The 19643-nt window shown below is 45.0% G+C and carries 19 protein-coding genes; 12 read left to right on the top strand and 7 right to left on the bottom strand.

All coding sequences use genetic code 11. The annotated features are described in order from the left end of the window. Positions 1-28: 28 nt before the first annotated feature. The gene (locus VXQ11_RS04295; RefSeq protein ID WP_416680465.1) at positions 29-964 is read left to right on the top strand and encodes a lauroyl acyltransferase; all 936 of its coding nucleotides are present in this window, start codon (positions 29-31) and stop codon (positions 962-964) included. A gap of 489 nt (positions 965-1453) precedes the next feature. Here the strand turns inward: VXQ11_RS04295 and VXQ11_RS04290 are convergent, their stop codons facing one another. Next, positions 1454-2584: an endonuclease/exonuclease/phosphatase family protein gene (locus VXQ11_RS04290; RefSeq protein WP_416680466.1), complete on the bottom strand. Its 1131-nt coding sequence runs from the start codon at positions 2582-2584 to the stop codon at positions 1454-1456. A gap of 188 nt (positions 2585-2772) precedes the next feature. Between VXQ11_RS04290 and asd the strand changes: the two genes are divergently transcribed. From asd to truA, 5 genes are all read left to right on the top strand, one after another. Beyond that, the gene (gene asd, locus VXQ11_RS04285) at positions 2773-3891 is read left to right on the top strand and encodes an aspartate-semialdehyde dehydrogenase (protein WP_144724520.1); all 1119 of its coding nucleotides are present in this window, start codon (positions 2773-2775) and stop codon (positions 3889-3891) included. 138 nt (positions 3892-4029) lie between these two features. After that, complete coding sequence (locus tag VXQ11_RS04280; protein ID WP_416705499.1) at positions 4030-5541, top strand: hypothetical protein; 1512 nt, start codon at positions 4030-4032, stop codon at positions 5539-5541. 66 nt (positions 5542-5607) lie between these two features. Continuing rightward, on the top strand, positions 5608-6903 hold the full coding sequence (locus VXQ11_RS04275) for a fimbrial protein FimV (protein ID WP_416680470.1): 1296 nt from the start codon (positions 5608-5610) through the stop codon (positions 6901-6903). Positions 6904-6950: 47 nt separating this feature from the next. Further along, positions 6951-7919 (top strand): asparaginase domain-containing protein, encoded by a 969-nt coding sequence (locus tag VXQ11_RS04270; RefSeq protein ID WP_416705498.1) that lies wholly within the window; start codon positions 6951-6953, stop codon positions 7917-7919. Positions 7920-7933: 14 nt separating this feature from the next. Beyond that, positions 7934-8731, top strand: coding sequence for a tRNA pseudouridine(38-40) synthase TruA (truA, locus tag VXQ11_RS04265; protein ID WP_416680475.1), 798 nt, complete (start codon positions 7934-7936; stop codon positions 8729-8731). Between the two features lie 91 nt (positions 8732-8822). On the opposite strand, the gene VXQ11_RS04260 is transcribed toward truA, so the two are convergent. Further along, positions 8823-9830, bottom strand: a complete 1008-nt coding sequence (locus VXQ11_RS04260; protein ID WP_064094868.1) for an AraC family transcriptional regulator — start codon at positions 9828-9830, stop codon at positions 8823-8825. Positions 9831-10060: 230 nt separating this feature from the next. Between VXQ11_RS04260 and infA the strand changes: the two genes are divergently transcribed. The 3 genes from infA (at position 10061) to VXQ11_RS04245 (ending at position 11335) form a co-directional block, all read left to right on the top strand. After that, positions 10061-10282, top strand: a complete 222-nt coding sequence (gene infA / locus VXQ11_RS04255; RefSeq protein WP_001284370.1) for a translation initiation factor IF-1 — start codon at positions 10061-10063, stop codon at positions 10280-10282. Between the two features lie 130 nt (positions 10283-10412). Then, the gene (locus tag VXQ11_RS04250; RefSeq protein ID WP_416705497.1) at positions 10413-10793 is read left to right on the top strand and encodes a hypothetical protein; all 381 of its coding nucleotides are present in this window, start codon (positions 10413-10415) and stop codon (positions 10791-10793) included. Between the two features lie 152 nt (positions 10794-10945). Continuing rightward, a complete protein-coding gene (locus VXQ11_RS04245; RefSeq protein WP_416680480.1) occupies positions 10946-11335 on the top strand; it encodes a hypothetical protein in 390 nt (129 codons plus the stop codon). Between the two features lie 71 nt (positions 11336-11406). On the opposite strand, the gene leuB is transcribed toward VXQ11_RS04245, so the two are convergent. From leuB to leuC, 4 genes are all read right to left on the bottom strand, one after another. Continuing rightward, positions 11407-12486: a 3-isopropylmalate dehydrogenase gene (gene leuB, locus VXQ11_RS04240; protein ID WP_311204565.1), complete on the bottom strand. Its 1080-nt coding sequence runs from the start codon at positions 12484-12486 to the stop codon at positions 11407-11409. A 42-nt stretch (positions 12487-12528) separates the two neighbouring features. Beyond that, positions 12529-13092, bottom strand: coding sequence for a hypothetical protein (locus VXQ11_RS04235; protein WP_416680481.1), 564 nt, complete (start codon positions 13090-13092; stop codon positions 12529-12531). 87 nt (positions 13093-13179) lie between these two features. After that, positions 13180-13830, bottom strand: a complete 651-nt coding sequence (leuD, locus tag VXQ11_RS04230) for a 3-isopropylmalate dehydratase small subunit (protein WP_416680482.1) — start codon at positions 13828-13830, stop codon at positions 13180-13182. Between the two features lie 21 nt (positions 13831-13851). After that, entirely contained in the window at positions 13852-15300 is a 1449-nt protein-coding gene (gene leuC / locus VXQ11_RS04225) for a 3-isopropylmalate dehydratase large subunit (protein ID WP_064094874.1), read from the bottom strand. Between the two features lie 272 nt (positions 15301-15572). On the opposite strand from leuC, the gene VXQ11_RS04220 reads away from it, so the two are divergent. From VXQ11_RS04220 to ovoA, 3 genes are all read left to right on the top strand, one after another. Then, positions 15573-15809, top strand: a complete 237-nt coding sequence (locus tag VXQ11_RS04220) for a DUF2061 domain-containing protein (protein WP_005107971.1) — start codon at positions 15573-15575, stop codon at positions 15807-15809. Positions 15810-16002: 193 nt separating this feature from the next. Beyond that, a complete protein-coding gene (locus tag VXQ11_RS04215; RefSeq protein WP_064094875.1) occupies positions 16003-16878 on the top strand; it encodes a LysR family transcriptional regulator in 876 nt (291 codons plus the stop codon). Positions 16879-17042: 164 nt separating this feature from the next. Continuing rightward, positions 17043-19217: a 5-histidylcysteine sulfoxide synthase gene (ovoA, locus tag VXQ11_RS04210; RefSeq protein ID WP_416705496.1), complete on the top strand. Its 2175-nt coding sequence runs from the start codon at positions 17043-17045 to the stop codon at positions 19215-19217. A gap of 43 nt (positions 19218-19260) precedes the next feature. Here the strand turns inward: ovoA and VXQ11_RS04205 are convergent, their stop codons facing one another. Further along, positions 19261-19509, bottom strand: coding sequence for a DUF2789 family protein (locus VXQ11_RS04205; RefSeq protein ID WP_064094877.1), 249 nt, complete (start codon positions 19507-19509; stop codon positions 19261-19263). Between the last annotated feature and the right edge of the window lie 134 nt (positions 19510-19643).

The following is a 19643-nucleotide window of genomic DNA, read 5'->3' as shown; positions in this document are numbered from 1 at the left end:
TGCTAATCTTTTAGCCCTATGTTGTTCTATGAGTACCCAGCCTGCATATCAACCCGGTGAATTTCAATGGTCATTCCTGTTACCTCAATACTGGGGTAATTGGCTAGGCATTATTTTCCTGATGATTCTGGCAATCTTACCCTGGGCCATTCAGCACCGTCTGGCTGTCTGGCTAGGCAAGCTTTCCTTTAAATACCTTAAATCGCGCCGTGAAACCACACTTCGCAATCTGCAGGTTTGTTTTCCGGAATGGTCTGCAGAGCAGGTACAGGACAATGCACGTCAGGTCTTTATTGACCAAATGCTGGGTTTGTTTGAGACCTTAAATGCCTGGTATAGCCCGAAATGGTTTCAGGGACGTGTCAGTATCGAAGGCCTGGAACATATTCAGCAGGCACAAGCTAAAGGCCAAGGCATGCTGCTCTTAGGTACACATTCCACCTTGCTGGATGCTGGCGGTTATCTTTGCGCACAGTATTTTGAACCAGATGTGGTTTATCGTCCGCAGAACAATCCTCTTTTGGACATGCTGATTTATCGTTGTCGTGCCACAATTTATGCTCATCAGATTGATCATGACGATATGCGTGGTCTGGTACGCAACCTGAAAAATGGCCATGCCATCTGGTACAGTCCGGATCAGGATTACGGGTTAAAACAAGGGGTGATGGCACCATTCTTTGGCGTCCCGGCAGCAACTGTCACCGCACATCGTCGTTTACTGAAAATGACTAAAGCGGCTGCCATTCCTTTATATTTTTATCGTCATGGCGATATCAAAAATCCTCGTTACCATGTGCTGATTGAACCGGCACTGGAGAATTTTCCTGGTGAAAATGAAATCGAGGATGCGACTCGCGTGAATCGGGTGATCGAGCAGCAGTTACGCATCGCACCAACCCAGTATATGTGGTTCCACCGCCGCTTTAAGACCCGCCCTGAAGGCTATAAATCAATTTACTGATTCGGTTTAATCCCAAGGTTTTAAACCGTAACTTAAAATCCTGGATCACTTTACAGTTTTCAGTGGCAGGCCACTGATTCAAAAAGTAGTGCTGAAATACGCTGTTTCATTGACTGCGTTTTCATGAGTAATTAGGGATTAATACCCATTACTCTCAAAATACGGCATTAAATTAAACAAATTATTCTTATCATCAAGAATATATTATAAAAATAGGCACTTAAAATAACTTAACCCGAGCTCTACATCCTGTAAAACTCGGGTTAATGAGGTTGTGCTTCCACATATTATAATTAGTTCTGCTTATTTGTGATTTCCCTTTCATCATCATGTCCATGATGTTTTCATTCAGCTTCGTCTTCCTTATGAGAATATCCTTTCTCGACTCCTTGTGCTGATAAACCTAGAATACCCAGATTCCACGGCTTTTCCCATTCGCAAGAAACGCAAACTGCTGTAAGCAATATCGTACACTTTTCTTCTAAAAACCTAAGAAATTTTACCGCCTTCTTTATAAGCCATAGCAATTTCATCAGTCACTGTTTTTTCCTCTTTCTCTGCTTTCTGAATCCCCTCTTTGATAGCTTCTTGGGCTTCTTCTTCATCATCTTCGGTCTGCTCTAATTCTTCCTGAATATGCTCGAACACCCGACCAGTTTGTAAAATCAGAAACACCGGAAAATGATCAGAGCCTACATGGGGGAGACGCTCCATATGTACCAGGGCAAAATCGGTACTATGAAAAACATGATCGAGCGACCAGCGGAAAAAAGGATAATCGGCATGAAAAGTATTTACATAATGACGTCCCACCCGGGGGTCCAATAGTCCGCTGATACGTTGAAACAGCCGTGTGGTCCGTGACCAGGCCACATCATTCAGATCACCCATGACAATACAGCTTTCATCCAGATCTTTAATCTGATCACCCACAATCAACAATTCGGCATCACGCAAGGTGGAATCCTTGGCCTCGGTCGGGCTCGGTGGTTTTGGATGCAGACAGTAAAGTCGTACCGGCTGTCCCGAGCGTAAGATCACAGTGGTATGAATTGAAGGAATCTCGTCACTTAAAATAAACTTGACTTGAGTATTGCTGAGTTTGAGTTTGCTATACAGGTGCATGCCATACAAGTTATCCAAAGGCACGGCTACACGATAAGGATAATCTGCTTCAATCACCGCCAGTTCATTTTGCCAGGTTTGATCCGTTTCCAGCGTTAAGACCAGGTCTGGCTGATGGGTCTGGATCTGTTTAATCAGCAGATGATATTGGTTATTGGTGGTCAGCACATTTGAAACAATCAGGGAGATTTGTCGCTGCGGATCCAGCTGATCCTGTTTGACCTGTTTGACCTGGTTTTTCCAGACAAAGGTATAGGGCAATACCATTTTTAGCTGATAGGCCAAGGCAGCAATCAGACCAATAAAAAGTAGCTGGTTAAACCAGGTCCAGGGATGCTCAAGCACTAAAAACAGCACAAAGGTGATAAAGCCCACGACCAGAATTTGTAACCTTGGAAAATCCGCACCTCGAATCCACCATTGGTCACTCGGGATCAGTGACCAGAAACTTAACCAAATGACAATGATTGCCATAATTTGGATAACCCATATCATAAGTGCGCTCTTTAATAAGTTGTTATTTTTTCTAAAAGAAAAGTGACGTTATCAATTTTGTATGTATCATAAAGTAGATATTTTTCTCAAGAATATTGATGTTTTGATTGTGTAGCACTTGCAGTCACCTCCCTTTTTGATACACTCGAATCCCTTTTGATTTTTTTAACGCACCGAGGCAAAGTGACATGAAAGTAGGTCTGGTCGGTTGGCGCGGGATGGTTGGTTCCGTCCTTATGCAACGTATGGTTGAAGAGAATGATTTTGCTCATTTTGAGCCCTTCTATTTCTCTACCAGTAATGCGGGTGGTGAAGCACCGGCATTTGGCGGTAAGACTGCCCCAGCACTTATGGATGCGACAGACATCAATAGTCTGAAGCAAATGGATGTCATTATTACCTGTCAAGGTGGCGACTATACCTCTGAAGTTTTCCCGAAACTGAAAGCGGAAGGCTGGAACGGTTACTGGATTGATGCAGCATCCACCTTACGCATGGATGATGAAGCGATTATCGTACTTGATCCGGTCAACATGAACGTGATCAAAGATGGTCTGGTCAAAGGCACCAAGACTTTTGTCGGTGGTAACTGTACGGTTTCCCTGATGTTGATGGGCTTAGGCGGTCTGTTCCAGAACAATCTGGTGGAATGGGCAACTTCTATGACTTATCAGGCAGCTTCCGGTGCTGGTGCGCAAAACATGCGTGAGCTGATCAATGGTATGGGTTATTTATATAACAATACCAAAGAGTTGCTGGATGATCCACGTTCTCCAATTCTGGATATCGACTCCAGAATTGCTGAACTACAACGTGGTGAAGGCTTCCCGTCTGCAAACTTCGGCGTACCTTTGGCAGGTTCATTGATTCCTTATATCGACAAGCAGCTGGAAAGCGGCCAGTCGAAAGAAGAATGGAAAGGCCAGGTTGAAACCAACAAGATTCTGGGCAACCAGCAGATCGTACCGATTGACGGTCACTGTGTGCGTATTGGTGCTATGCGTTGTCACTCTCAGGCATTGACGTTGAAACTGAAAAAAGATGTACCTTTGGATGAGATCGAAGACATCATTGCAGGTGCCAATGACTGGTCTAAAGTGATTCCAAATACTCGCGAAGCATCCATGACAGATCTGACTCCTGTTGCTGTAACAGGTACTTTAAGCGTTCCAGTCGGCCGTCTGCGCAAGCTGAATATGGGTAAAGAATATCTGGGTGCGTTCACTGTAGGTGACCAGTTACTTTGGGGTGCGGCTGAACCATTACGCCGTATGCTGCGTATTCTGATTGACTATAAGAACGCTTAAGTTTCCGTCAGGAAATAAAGCCTTAAGCCGATCTTTATTGATCGGCTTTTTTGTGTAACTATTAAGTAAGTATTTTACAAAAAACAAACATCCCGTTAATCTATAATTTTCGCTATGCGATAATGACTGAGCTCACAGATGACTGTATATAACAAATTAAAGCTTGCCATTTTAGCCATTGTTGCTTCACAAAATATTCATGCGATAAATGTAGATCCAGTACAAATCCAGTCTGCACCTGGGGAATTACTTTATGCAGAAATGACCTTCCGGCAGTCTGATATCAATTTACCCATTGAGGTCAGTCTGGCTTCGCCTGAAGATTTAATGTCCATTGGTGCATCGCATCAGCCACCGGGTCATCTGAACTTTTTTACCCGACGCAGCAATAATGGCACAGGTGTCATTACCATTACCTCTTCACGACCAATGACGGATCGGGAACTTAATATTATTGTCAAAATCAAGGAAGGTAATGCTGCACGCCTGCAACATGTGCGTACCACTTTAAGACCTAAAACTGATTTGTTACAGGCGAGCCTGAAACAGAATGAACGTCCGCTTGCGCCAGTTGTAGTGGTCAGTGAAAAAGATATTGCGCTGAACTTACCCGTAAGCAGCCATTACAATACGGCAGCCTCCACATCCCTAAACAAGCAACCGGTTTTAGAAAAGCCGCTGGCATTACAATCGACAACACCCCCTGCCTTATCGAACACTTCGATTCCTAAAACTGCATCGTCTGCGTCAACTGTCACGACAGCAATTCATGCTCAGACGGTCGCTCCCGTGCTTAAAAACGAATCTGTCACTGCATCCCAGACCCAAGCTTCAGATGCCGTACCAAAGCCCGCTCCTGCAGCATCAACTCCAAGCAAATCGGCCAGTATGGTGCCAGAAAATCAAACCACGTCAGGGCAAAATAAAGGAGCTGTACAGAAAGCTGCAGAATCCGGTTCTGATCACCAGACAGCCTCCAGTGATCCTTTGGTCAAGAAGTTTGCTGAGGAGCAAGCCAGAAAAGCTGCTGCTTCTGCCCATCCGGTGAAAACTCCACCTCCAGCAACTGCCAAGGCTAAACCAGTCCAAGCAACTTCAAACCAGGTTAAACCGACTTATGTGGTTCAATCTAATGAGTCATTGTGGGGGATTGCTTCAAGAATTGCCGAACAGCAGCAGCGTCCGGTCAATGAAGTCATGCAGCAAATTAAAAAAGACAATGAGCATGCCTTTATTGGTGGAAATGCCAATCGTCTACGTAAGGGTGCAGCACTCAACTTAAACTCGGCCCATACCACACCTGCACCCATTAAAGTCTCTGCAGCATCTCAGACAGAGCGACCTTCCACGCCCGCTGCCAAAACAAAATACCGTTTAAATCAGGCAGAAATGAGTCTGGTGGCTGAGAACCAGCACAATTCTGGACAGCTTTCTGCAAACCAGAACACAGAACACAATCAAACTTCAAAGGAATTGTCATTAAAAGTTATGACAGCCCGAGAAAAAACCGTTAAATTACAGAGAAACGTAACTGAATTAGAATTGGCACTCAATCAGAAGGATCACAGAATTCAGTTATTAAATGCGCGTCTGGCCCAGCTACAACAACAGCTCAAAGCCCAACAAGCAGATAAAAAGCCAATTAATTAAAAAGTTACACATGACGATTTATTGGGATAGGCGAACTTAAACTACTCTATCCCCAAGGGGTAAAACATGCTGATTTATGTGATTCCATTAGTGATATTGATCATCGTATTAATTGTCTTTAAAAAAAGACAAGATGCTCAAGAATCAGATAAAGCAAAAACTAAAACGGTAAAAGCGAAAAAAACTGGCTCTGCATCAAAAGCAGCCCCACAAAAAACCAAAGTGGTTGAGCCAGTCGCGGTCGCAAAAAAATCAGCAACACCATTATCAGCAGAAACACGCAAGAAAATTGAAGGCCTGATTCAGGAACGTAATTTTTTTGCAGCTGAAGCGCAGATCAATCAGGCATTGAACCGGGATAACTCTCAACACGAATTATATCTGCTGCTACTGGATATCCATATCCTGCAAAAAGACGAGTTTGCGATTTCACAGCTGATTAACCATGTCCGCTCTCTGGGACTAGAAGATATTCTGGCTCAGGCTGAAGCGAAACAGCGTGAATTTGAGAAATCGTTATCTGCTGTTCAAGAAACGATTGATTTTCCAAGTGCCCAGCCTAAAACTTCCTCTACACCAGAAGCCGCTTCAGATGCCTTTGATAACCTGGTTGCACCGGCGCCTTCAAATGAACTGGCATTTGAACAATTGCAGCAGGACTTTCAATCAAGCCAGCCAGCTCCTGTTGCAGAACCTGTAGCAGATATTCAGCCGCTTGAATTCAATTTTGAACCAAAGACCACGCCAGTAGAAACAGCAAAAACTGACGATACGCCTGTAACTGCTGTACCTTCTGTAGATTTTGAAGTTCAGGATATTTCCACCACCCTCTCTCAAACTACGCCTACAGCTGTAACAGAAACAGCACCTGTTCTGGACTTTAAACTGGATTTGGAACCGCCTGCGCAGGTTGAAGCAGTAACAGAAGACATCAAACCTCTAGATTTTTCTTTTTCGCTTGACACGCCAGCTCCAACAGCTGAAAAAACTGCGGTACCAGCGACTGAGTTGGACCTGTCCAGTTTGACAGCGACAACTCCTGTAGCAGAACCGGCTGCACAGCCAGATCTGTCAGGAATGGATTTTAAATTAGATCATTTAGAAACCACATCAGAATCACCTGCTGCCCCAGCAATGAATTTCGAGAGTTCTGCAGCGGTCAACCAGCATGATCCGCTGGTGCAATCTTTCCCGGAATTACTGGATGTTAATGAAGCAAGTCTTAACCTGGACCTTGCCCAGCAATATATTCAGCTCGGTGCCTATGTTGCTGCACGTGAAATTATTGCAGAACGAGAAGCCGAATATACAGCTGATCAGAAACAACGAGCCGAGCAATTACTGAATCAAATCGCATCCTGATGCATTTCGATTTAAACTAAAGCAGTCAAAAGTTGGCTGCTTTTTTTATGATAAAAAATATTGCATTAATTTATATGGGCGGCACATTCGGCTGCGTGGGAGATCCTCTCGCACCAATGCCTGCTGATTTATTTATTCCTAAACTCGAAGAGGTGCTTCCAGAGCAGCATTTCGTCGAATACCATCAGGCACCCGTCATTAAGGACAGCAGTGCCTGTACGGCAACTGATTGGCTGCAACTGGTACAGTTTATTCAGCAACTGCAATCCCGGCAGATCCAGCATTTTGTGATTATTCACGGTACAGATACCCTGAGTTATGCCAGTGCAGTTCTCGCACACCTGATTGCAGACTCAGCACACGTGGTGCTGACCGGTAGCCAGTACCCGCTGCTGACTGCTCAAGGGGATCAACAGCGCGAATTTAGTGATGCTCTGGATAACCTTAGATTTGCATTAGATTCGTTCAGCAGCTGTAGCGCCGGGGTCTACCTGGCATTCCATCATCGGTTGCTACATGCACAAACTGCCCTCAAACAGCATACTACCGAGCTCAATGCCTTCTCCGGTCTTGATGCCAGCATTGCCATCCCAACCGGTCAGACATGCTATCAGGTCAGGGCAGAAGATATTGCAAAAGCGGCTGGATTTAACTGCATGAGTATCATGATGCAGCCGATCGATCTGGCTCAGCAGCTGAATAATCTAAATACCTTATTGGCGCGACCACCCCATTTTTTATTTCTGCAAGGTTTCGGTACTGGCAATCTTGCAGTCAATGATGCCCTGATTGCGCTCCTTGATCAGCTGTATGATCGGGGTTGTATTTCTGTCTTGACCACCCAGGTTCCTTTTGGTGCGACAGATCAGCGCTATGCCATTGCAGAATGGGTCAATCACTGCAAAATTTTACTGAATGAAAGTTATGGACATGCGGATCTGTATGCAAAAGCCCTGAAAATGTATTTACAATACGACACTGTAGAGCAATGGCATCGTCATTGGTACGATCAATAAGGTTTGAGGTCATTATGCAGCGTTTTGCGGTGGGAATTGAGTTTTGTGGAATGCATTATCGGGGATGGCAGACTCAACAGCCGGGAGTTGCAAGCGTACAGGAAACCATTGAAAAGGTCCTGAGCAAAGTTGCCGATCAACCCATTAGCCTGCATGGTGCCGGCCGTACGGATGCGGGTGTACATGCCACCAATATGGTGGCGCATTTTGATACCGATGCCCTGCGTTCAGAACGTGGCTGGCTGATGGGCTGCAATAGCCAGCTACCTAAAGATATCTCGATCCAGTGGATCAAGGAAATGGATCAGAGTTTCCATGCCCGATTTAAGGCACAGGCGCGCCGTTATCGTTATGTGGTCTATAATCATCCTGTCCGTCCTGCCTTGCTGCATAAACAGGTCACCCATGTCTATGCACCGCTCGATGTCGAACAGATGATACGGGCCGCAAAAAAGTTTGAAGGCACACATAATTTTGAAAGCTTCCGCGCTGCCGCCTGTCAGTCCAATCAGCCAGTCCGCCATGTCAGTCATTGCCGTCTGATCCGGCATGGTCAATATCTGGTGCTCGATATTCAAGCCGATGGTTTCCTGCACCATATGGTGCGAAACATTATGGGCTGCTTACTGGAAATTGGTCAGGGGATGTATGCTGCCGAGCATATTGATACTATTTTCGCGGCAGAAGACCGTAAAGCTGCTGGCGTGACCGCACCAGCAGATGGTTTATATTTTATTCATGCCGACTATCCGGCGCAGTTTGAATTACCGGAATTACCCTTAGGGCCACATTGGCTGAATATGCCGGAATAGTTTTTAAATTTTTTAGAATATTTACCTCCCCTAACCCCTCCTGAAAGGAGGGGAATTCCTCCCTTTTTTAAAGGGAGGTTAGGAGGGATTTTTAACGCTGCTTGCGCTTTCTATATTCCACCGGTGTTTCATTGGTCCAGCGCTTAAAAGCCCGGTAGAAGGTGCTTGGCTCGGAAAAACCGGTCAGATACACAATTCGTTCAACACTTTCATTGGTATTTGCCAGTAAACGCTTGGCCAAACGACAGCGATAATCCGACAGAATCTGCTGAAAACTGGTACATGCCTCACTCAGTTGCGTTCTCAACCGCCGTGGCGTGATATTTAGTTGTGCAGCTACAGTTTCCAGCGTGGTGTCCCCACTTTCCAAAGTAGAGCCAATCGCACGGCGCACTTCACCAACCAGGTCATATCGTGCCAGTTCCTGCAGCTTTTCAATGGCCAGTTGCTCATGCAGCTGTAATAGCTCAGGTTCAGCCTGCCATAACGGATATTCCAGAATACTTGGGTCAAAATACAGACGGGTTTCTTTCTGGCCCAGACTCACGGGACACTCGTAAACCCGGAAGTATTCCTCATCAGGAGCTCCTTTGGAAAAATTGAAATCAATATAAATCGGTTCAAAACGCCCTTCAGTAATAAACTTAAAAAACCGGAGTACACCTGACATGGCGCATTCAGTAAAATGACGATTCACCAGACTTTCAGCAAAAGGCTGTTCACCATTGGTTAAATAGCAGCGATCATCTTCGATCACTAACTTGGCAGCAAATGCATCACTGATCAGTCGCTGATAGGCCAAAGCACGTTTCAGTCCTTCACCAAAGTTTTCAGATGAAACAAACAGGTGTTCAATGACCTGACCACGATAAAGTGGCAAGTGCTCACCCAGATGCAATCCAATGTCCGGGTCCTTGCTAACTTCCTCTGCGGCTACCCAGAAGGCATACTGGGCGCTTAGCGGCGTCCGGTCGTTGGCCTCGACCTGATTTAAAGCAACTCCTGCTTTGGTCAAAAGTTCTTCTGTTGGCAACCCTGCACGACGAATCGCCTGATAGCCCAAACGTAATACGACTGATGCATCCGTTAGCTGACTCACTCAAAAGCCTTCCTTGTATGTACTTCATTTATACTTAAAAAGATTAATTTTAGATTAACTGTGATTGACCAAACTGACAACAGAAACTGGTGTCTTTTTAGTTAAAAAATTATCGTGACAGTTCGCTTATTTTACTGGCAGATGATCAGTCTAACGCCCGTTTCATCTTGTTTTTTACAAAAAAATTGACTATAATTTGCGCCTTCCCAATTTATTCATTCAGGTAGGCTATGGCCAATAAAGAGGAACTCATCGAGTTCGAAGGCGTTGTCACCGAGACGCTTCCTAATACTATGTTCCGTGTACGTTTAGAGAACGGTCACGAAGTGATTGCCCACATCTCTGGTAAAATGCGTAAACACTATATCCGTATTTTAACTGGCGACAGTGTGAAGGTTGAAATGACACCTTATGATTTGACTAAAGGTCGTATCACCTATCGTGCACGCTAAGTTTTAGCGCAAGCAAAAGCCACTGTTAGTGGCTTTTTTTATGACTTTAATTTACCCACGAATAAATCAATTTGACACGGGCTAATAATTTCTGGATTATTCATTTAATTAAAATACATGCATAAAAACAATGAATATGAAGTGCTTAATCCTGCTTTCCAGCTTGTTTCTCGTTGCCTGTGCCACTGGCGGCAATCAGCATCTGCATCAGTCCCTCCAACCCTATGTCGGTCAAACTGCAACACAGGTTCGCAGTCAACTTGATCTTCGTGCCATGGGATTCAAAACCTCGCAGAAACCGATTCAAACCACAGAATCTCTCAGCTACACTATTTTTCGGGATATGAATATTCCAATGGGCACACCTAATATCAGTCAAAGTATCTCAATCGGTGCACCCATGCCAACCCCCTCAAACGGCGGTTATAACATCGAGATGAAATGCCAAATCTGGTTTGACTTGAAAAATGACATTGTTCAGGAGATTCGCTATACCGGCAGAGCTTGCTGATTTTTCTCCAGTTAAGTTCAGGGCCTGTATCGGATTAAATGAAGACATCCAAACTCTTTACGCTACCCCTTTACCGTGTGTCAAATTACAACAATCACCCTGCCATTTTCTGCCTAAACTAGTCTTCAGTCAGTCCTGTGCAGGAGTGAATTATGTTGTTATCTTCTCATCGACTATCCGTGATTCTCCTGGGTGTATGCATCGGCATGACCGGTTGTACACACTCTCCAACTACCACCCCGACTGAACGGGAAGCTTACTTGCAGCAGTTTATTGGTCAAAGCAGTCAGTTTATCGATCAAAATCTGGATCTGAAACGCCTGGGTTATCAACAGGTCAGTGGCCCCATACTCAGCGCCCGGCAATTAAGCTATGTGGTACAACGTCCTATTTCTATTCCTCTGCCTTCAGCAGGGAATGGACCCGTCCCTATCCCTATCAGCCCTGCAGACAGTTATGATGTTGATCTGCAATGTAAAATTACTTTTTTACTAAAAAATAATATTGCAACAGCTGTCCGTACTTCAGGTCGAACCTGTTAATTATTTTCAGATTCGAAATTCCAGCCATTAAAAAACGCAGCCTTGAGCTGCGTTTTTTAATCAAAACTGCCTTAACTTAATGCAGCCACTACCGCTTGACCCATTTCAACCGTACCGACTTTTTGCATGCCTTCAGACATGATATCTGCCGTACGCAAGCCTTGATCCAAGACCTGACCAACTGCATCTTCAATCGCTTTTGCAGCTGCTTCTTCACGGAAGGTATAACGTAGCATCATTGCGACGGAAAGAATCGTCGCTAATGGATTTGCCAAGTTTTGACCGGCGATATCTGGTGCAGAACCATGACAAGGCTCATACATGCCTTTGCCATTTTCATCCAGAGATGCCGATGGCAACATACCGATTGAACCTGTGAGCATCGCTGCTTCATCCGACAAGATATCACCGAACAGATTCGAGGTTACAATCACGTCAAACTGCTTCGGTGCACGTACCAGCTGCATCGCCGCATTATCGACATACATATGCGATAAATTAATTTCAGGATATTCAGCATCTTTTAGCGCAGTCACTGTCTGTTTCCACAGTTCAGTTACTTCAAGCACGTTGGCTTTATCCACTGAACATACTTTACCACCGCGCAAATTGGCCATTTCAAAGGCGACTTTGGCGATACGCTTGATTTCAGACTCTGAATAGACGTCGGTGTTATAGCCTTGCTTCTCGCCATTTTCCAGTTCACGGATACCACGTGGCTGACCGAAGTAAATTCCACCTGTTAATTCACGCACAATCAGAATATCCAGACCTGCGACGATTTCAGGTTTTAAGCTTGAAGCATCAGCCAGTTGCGGATAAAGAATCGCTGGGCGCAAGTTGGCAAACAGGTTCAGTTCACTACGCAATTTCAATAAACCACGTTCCGGACGGATTGAACGCTCAATCGTATCCCATTTTGGACCGCCCACGGCACCCAGTAGAATCGCATCAGCTTTTTTAGCCTGCTCAGACGTTACGTCTGGATACGGTGAACCATGCGCATCAATAGCTGCACCACCGAGCAAGCCCTGTTCCCATGTCAAATCAAGATTAAATTTTTCATTTACACGAGTCAGCACCTGCTCTGCCGCTTTGACAATTTCAGGACCGATACCGTCACCAGCTAAAATCAAAATTTGTTTAGACATGAGATTTTCCGTTTAAAACGTCAGATTCAGACCTGACAGAGGTTAAATTTTCTTTTCTACAAACTCTGCAATCCCGGTGACTGCATTATAGGGTTTGCAAAAACGACGAATGGTTTTTTGCTCTTGTACCAGATCTACGCAGAGCGGATCCGGTGCCGAAGCATTTAATAAACTGCTGCTACGCGCACTACGGTTACGGAACATCTTTAAGCTATAGCGGTTATTGGCATGAAAGCGATGGAATACATGCAAGGTTTCTGCTTTATCCTTACTGATTGGATAAAAACGCACGACCAGTTCATGCTGTCCTGCTGGCACGGATAGATAAACTGGATTGGCCTGATTTAAGTTTTTAGCCTGCAAGCGTACCAGTTTCTGCTTCAATGCTTCAGCACCAATGCGGCCATTGTCGGCATGGACGATAATGGTCTGGTTGAAACGCTCAAACTGGCAATCAGCTGTCCCTGTACAGTAAATCAGGACATTATTTTTGCTCTCAGTACTTGCTTTGGCATGCTTGAGTTTCATCGTGTCAATGCTTTGACATGCAGCCAACATCACCGATACCGTACTTAAAGCAAGCCACTGTTTCCAATAATTCGCCATAATGTCTGTCTTACCCAATCAAAAAACCTAATAATCTTTCGATATTAGCAAGAGCCTCGCAGTCACGCTATGACAATTTTTGCTGATTTATTCGTGAATTTCGGCAAATACCCAAGGGCGTGATTGTTTGGTTTTTTCCTCATAGGCACGGATATCATCCGCTACCTGCAAAGTTAAGCCAATATCATCAAGACCATTCAACAGGCAATGCTTGCGAAATGGATCCACTTCAAACTTAAAGCTTTCGCCCGTAGGGGTACGAACTTCTTGTGCCTGCAAGTCAATGGTCAACTGATAGCCTTCAGCTGCTGCACACTCCTTAAATAACTGCTCAACAATATCTTCAGCCAAAATCACAGGCAACATACCGTTTTTAAAACAGTTATTAAAGAAAATATCAGCAAAGCTTGGCGCAATTACGGTACGGAAACCATATTCGCTCAAAGCCCACGGCGCATGTTCACGGCTAGAACCACATCCAAAGTTGGCACGTGAAATTAAAATAGACGCACCCTGATAACGTGGCTGGTTCAAGACAAAGTCCGGATTGATCGGACGAACTGAATTGTCCTGACCTGGATGACCTTCATCCAGATAACGCAATTCATCAAATAAATTTTCACCGAAACCGGTACGTTTGATCGATTTCAAAAACTGTTTTGGAATAATTAAATCTGTATCGACATTGGCACGGTCTAAAGGTGCAACGATACCTTGTTCAACGGTATAAGCTTTCATGTCTGTGCTCCTACGTACCAATTAAAATGAACGAACATCAACAAAGTGACCTGCAATCGCAGCAGCGGCTGCCATGGCTGGACTCACCAGATGAGTACGACCGCCATTGCCCTGACGACCTTCAAAGTTACGGTTCGAAGTCGACGCACAATGCTCGCCTGGTTGTAACTTGTCGGCATTCATCGCCAGACACATTGAACAGCCGGGTTCACGCCATTCGAAGCCCGCTTCGACAAATACTTTGTCCAGACCTTCCGCTTCTGCCTGGGCTTTGACCAGTCCAGAACCAGGAACCACCATCGCCTGTTTGATTGAAGATGCGACTTTGCGACCTTTAATCACTTCGGCTGCAGCACGGATATCTTCAATACGCGAGTTGGTGCACGAACCGATAAATACACGATCTAACTGGATGTCTGCTAATGCCTGACCTGCATTTAAGCCCATATATTGATAAGCACGGTTCCAGTCATTGCGTTGTACATCATCTTTGGCTTGTTCTAAAGTCGGTACTGCTTGAGAGACCGGAATCACCATCTCAGGGGAAGTACCCCAAGACACTTGTGGCTCGATTTCCTCACCTTGCAATACAACAACCGTGTCAAAGTATGCGTCATCATCTGAATGTAAAGTATTCCAGTAAGCAACTGCCTGATCCCACTGCTCTGCAGTCGGCGCATACGGACGGCCTTTAACATACTCAATGGTTTTTTCATCGACAGCCACCATGCCGACACGGGCACCGGCTTCAATCGCCATGTTGCACACAGTCATACGACCTTCAATAGACATGTCACGGAAGACCTGACCGCCAAATTCAATCGCGTGACCAGTACCGCCTGCTGTACCAATCTTGCCAATAATCGCCAAGACCACATCTTTTGGTGTTACACCCTGACCTAATTTGCCATCAACACGCACCAGCATGTTTTTCATTTTCTTTTGAACCAGGCATTGGGTCGCCAATACATGTTCAACTTCGGATGTCCCGATACCATGCGCCAAACAGCCAAAAGCACCATGGGTTGCAGTATGCGAGTCACCACACACCACGGTCATGCCCGGTAAGGTCAAGCCCTGCTCCGGCCCGACCACATGCGCAATGCCCTGACGGATATCGTTAATATCAAATTCAACAATATTAAAGGTCTTGCAGTTGTCATCCAAGGTTTGCACCTGGATGCGCGAGGTTTCATCCTCAATTCCGGCTACGCCCTGCTCACGCTCTTTTTTCGAGGTCGGTACGTTATGATCCGGTGTAGCAATGTTGGCACTTAAACGCCATGGCTTGCGCCCGGCCAATTGCAACCCTTCAAATGCCTGTGGCGAGGTTACTTCATGCAACAGGTGACGGTCGATATAGAGTAAGGCAGAACCATCGTCACGTTGCGTTACTAAATGGTCATCCCACAACTTGTCATATAGTGTTTTTGCATTTTGCTTTTGTACTGTTTGGGTCTCGCCTGCCATGTCGATATACTCCACTGGACTGGGTAAATTCTTTCTCTGATTTTGATTATATCGCTGCAATCACATAAATCTAATTTATCATTTTTATTAGTTAAAAAACTTTTTGGAATATTTTAAAAAGTGAATTAAATCAGACTTTCAGATTATTTCTATTTACTTCTATAAATCTAATTTTCCGATCATTTTATAAAAAATATTCGTTTTTACAAATTAAATGAGAATTATTATTATTTATTCATCGGCAGAGATAACTTATTTCGAGGAACTTCGACATGGCACATATTCAACGTTTTGTAGACAACAATCAGCGCATGTTTAAAAAGACTTTCAGCTATTACATCATGCACATTACTGTGGCGATGATTGTGGGCTACTTGGTGACCGGCAGTTTAACCATGGCCATTGCCTTGAGTTTGTTAGAACCCACCGTACAAGCAGTTGCTTTCTTCTTTCATGAAAAAATCTGGGAGCGTAATAACCAACAGCAGAATGAGGACATTACCGTCTAAGATCTTCTGTCGGGATTCCTGATGAAAGACCATCTGCAGAGGCGGTCTTTTTTTTAACTTCTTAAAAATACAATACGTTGAAAACGTTTAGTAATTCAGCAACCTAATATAAATAAACTAATTTTACTTTGATTTATTCTTAAAATATAACAATAATAACCTTAAGCATAAAAATTCTTTATAGGTGATTAAGATGAATCTCGCAGCCTTTGAAGCCTTTGTAAAAGTCATGGAAACCGGTTCGATATCTCTGGCTGCAGATCAGCTTTTTATTACCCAGCCTGCCGTCACCAAACGTATTCACAGTCTGGAAGAATACTTTGGAGTCAAACTGTTTGAATCTGCCGGACGTGGCGTACAGGCCACCCATGCGGCACATTCCCTGTTGCCTAAAGTGAAAAACTGGCTGAACGAGCTCGGTGATATTCATTATACCTTGAGCCATGAACAGGCTCTGGTACAGGGTAAACTGAAAATTGGTACCAGTCATCATATTGGCCTGCATCATCTTCCGAGCCATTTGCGCCGTTATGTCCAAGCCTATCCGGACGTGACCCTGGATGTGCATTTTGTCGATTCCGAACAGGCACATGAACAGGTGATTGCCGGTGATCTGGAACTGGCATTTTTAACCCTGCCGCCACGGGGTGATGCACGCCTGAATTACGTGACCATCTGGAATGATCCTCTGGTCTTTGTGGTGGCACCGTTTCATCCGCTGGCACAGCAAAAAAATCTGTCTCTGGAAGATTTGCTCGAATATCCCAGCCTGTTGCCCTCTTCACAAACTTATACCTCGCAGATCACCTTGGCAGAGTTTGAAAAACAGGGTATTAAACCGAAAGTCAGCATGAGTAACAATCCGCTGGAATCGATCCGGATGCTGGTATCGATTGGTTTGGGCTGGTCTGTGCTACCAAAAACTTTAGTAAATCATGACCTGCACCAACTAGACATTAATCTGGAAATGAACCGCCGTTTGGGCATGGTCTGGCATCCTGGTCGTACGCAGTCCAAAGCGGCACAGGCTCTGGTTCAGCTCATGCAAGACAGTGCTCTGCCTATTTAGCCTATTTAAGTTAAGCTGTAGCTGAACATGCTGCATCAAGCACGATGCAGCATTTTGTTACCTAAATACCCCCCATTTGGCGATATCTTTCGAGTATTTTTAAGACAATTCCATTCTTTTGCGATGCAGAAGGATGCTTAAAACTATTCCATGGAGCCTGACGGATGCAGCTCGATTTTGCCTTAAAACCCCATTCTAAAGATAAAAAAAGTACCAGCAGCCCATGGCTTTCGGCTAAACCGATGCTGCTACCCACGCCGGCGCTTGATTTTGCCGATGAACAGACCGCCCGACAGCACTTACGTGAATATTTTCTGAATACTTTTGACACCTATGAGCAACTGTTTGAATGTCTCAAGCATGAAGATGCTTTTTTCATTAAACCGATTACCTTACGTCATCCGCTGATTTTTTATTTTGCGCATACTGCCACTTTTTTTGTCAACAAACTGCTGCTCAGCAAACTGATCAGCGAACGCCTGAATCCGCATTTTGAAAGTATTTTTGCAATCGGTGTGGACGAGATGAGCTGGGATGATCTGGATAAAGTACATTATGACTGGCCCAGTGTGCAGGAAGTCCGCAATTATCGTCATCAGGTGCGTGCCCTGATCTTGAACATTCTTGAACATGCCCCATTGACTCTGCCCTTAAACTGGCAAAATCCCTGGTGGACCATCATCATGGGCATTGAGCATGAACGGATTCATCTGGAAACTTCTTCCGTACTGATCCGCCAGCATGCTCTGGAACATGTACGCCAGCATCCGCAGTGGCGTGCCAATATCATTACCGGCATGGCTCCGGATAACAGCTTGCTGCCTGTGCCTGAAGGTGAGATCCATCTAAAGAAAGATTTTAACGATCCATTTTATGGCTGGGACAATGAATACGGCCAGCATAAAGCGCAGGTAGCGGCTTTTGCAACTTCCAAATATCTGGTATCCAATCAGGAATTTCTGGCTTTTGTCGAAGCTGGTGGCTATCAGATCGAACACTACTGGAATGAAGAAGGTCTAGGCTGGCTGCAATTTTCCCAAGCTGCTTACCCCTGTTTTTGGCGCAGAACTGAATCGGGCTGGTCACTGCGACTGATGCTGGAAGAGGTACCGATGCCTTGGGATTGGCCTGTAGAAGTGAATTATCATGAAGCCAAGGCCTTTTGCCAGTGGAAATCGCAACAGCTGGGGAAAAATATTCGCTTGCCGACCGAAGACGAATGGTATCGCCTGTATGCGATTTCAGACCTGGATCCACATTTACCAAGTCCTGAACAGGCCAATATCGAGTTGAAATACGGCACCAGCTCCTGTCCGGTGGATCATTTCAAGCAGGGTGATTTTTACGATATTCAGGGCAATGTCTGGCAGTGGACTGAAACCCCGATCTATCCATTTCAGGGTTTTCAGGTGCATCCGTTTTATGATGATTTCAGTACACCGACCTTTGACGGTCGCCATAACCTGATGAAAGGTGGCTCCTGGATTTCGGCGGGCAATGAAGCTTTATATAGTTCCCGCTACGCCTTCAGACGGCATTTCTTCCAGCATGCCGGTTTTCGCTACGTCGCCTCTGATCAGGCACTGCAACATTTCCCTTCGAACTATGAAAGCGACCAGCTGGTCTCCCAATATCTGGAGTTTCAGTATGGCACTGAATATTTTGGTGTCACCAATTTTGCCAAAACACTGGTCCATCTGGCGCAACCTTATTTTCAGCAAACCCCATGTCATCGTGCCTTAGATATTGGCTGTGCCACCGGCCGCGCCAGCTTTGAACTGGCACGCTATTTTGATCAGGTGACCGGTCTGGACTTTTCTGCACGCTTTATTCAGCAGGCAGTTTATTTGGCCCAAGGCGACAGAGTACGTTATCAACTGCCACTAGAAGGTGAATTAAGCGAAGAAAAAAGCTGTTCACTTGAAGATGTCGCTTTGGATCAGTTTGCATCTAAAACGGAATTTTTTCAGGCTGATGCCTGCAATCTTAAAGCACATTTTAGCGGCTATGATTTTATTCTGGCAGCAAATCTGATTGACCGGTTACATCATCCGAAAGACTTTTTGGCGCAGATTCATGAGCGTATCAATATGGGGGGTATTTTAATGTTGAGCTCGCCCTATACCTGGCTGGAAGAACATACGGCGCGTAGTGAATGGCTGGGTGGTTTTCAGCAGGATGGGGAAAATATTACGACCTTGGCAGGTATAACCAATATCTTAACCCAGCACTTTGAATTGGTGGCCGAGCCACAGGATGTGCCTTTTGTGATTCGGGAAACGGCCAGAAAGTATCAACACACGCTGTCACAAGTCACCATCTGGAGAAAGATTCGCTAAAAGTGATGACCTAAAAAAGCCAATCATAGGATTGGCTTTTTAATTATCCTTCAATGGTTGAGTTTTCATGTAAGGATTCATTGAGTTGATCTACCACAATCGCCCATTCGCCATCAGAGGCTATTTTCTCGCTTAAAAATTGACGTTGTGCTTCTGACCAATACGGCGCATCCAGTAAAGTCAGGTCTTTATGCAATTGATGCTCGTGAATAAATGTTGCAATACCTTCTGCACTGGCATCCAGGCCAAGCTGCTGGAACAGATGTGTCATACGCGGTCGAACGTGAGTCATATCTTATACCTCAGAGTTTACTATTGTTATCATGTCCTGTTGTTTGAGCATAGCATGCCTGATTGGGCCGGACTGTGAAAAAACATTAATATTCAAGTGAGGCACATAAAAAGCACAACCGGAGTTGTGCTAGA

The organism is Acinetobacter sp. 197 (assembly GCF_048148385.1).
In the GTDB taxonomy this organism is placed as follows: domain Bacteria; phylum Pseudomonadota; class Gammaproteobacteria; order Pseudomonadales; family Moraxellaceae; genus Acinetobacter; species Acinetobacter pecorum.
Note: the sequence above shows the minus strand (reverse complement) of the source record. Positions and strands in the feature narration are given on the sequence as shown.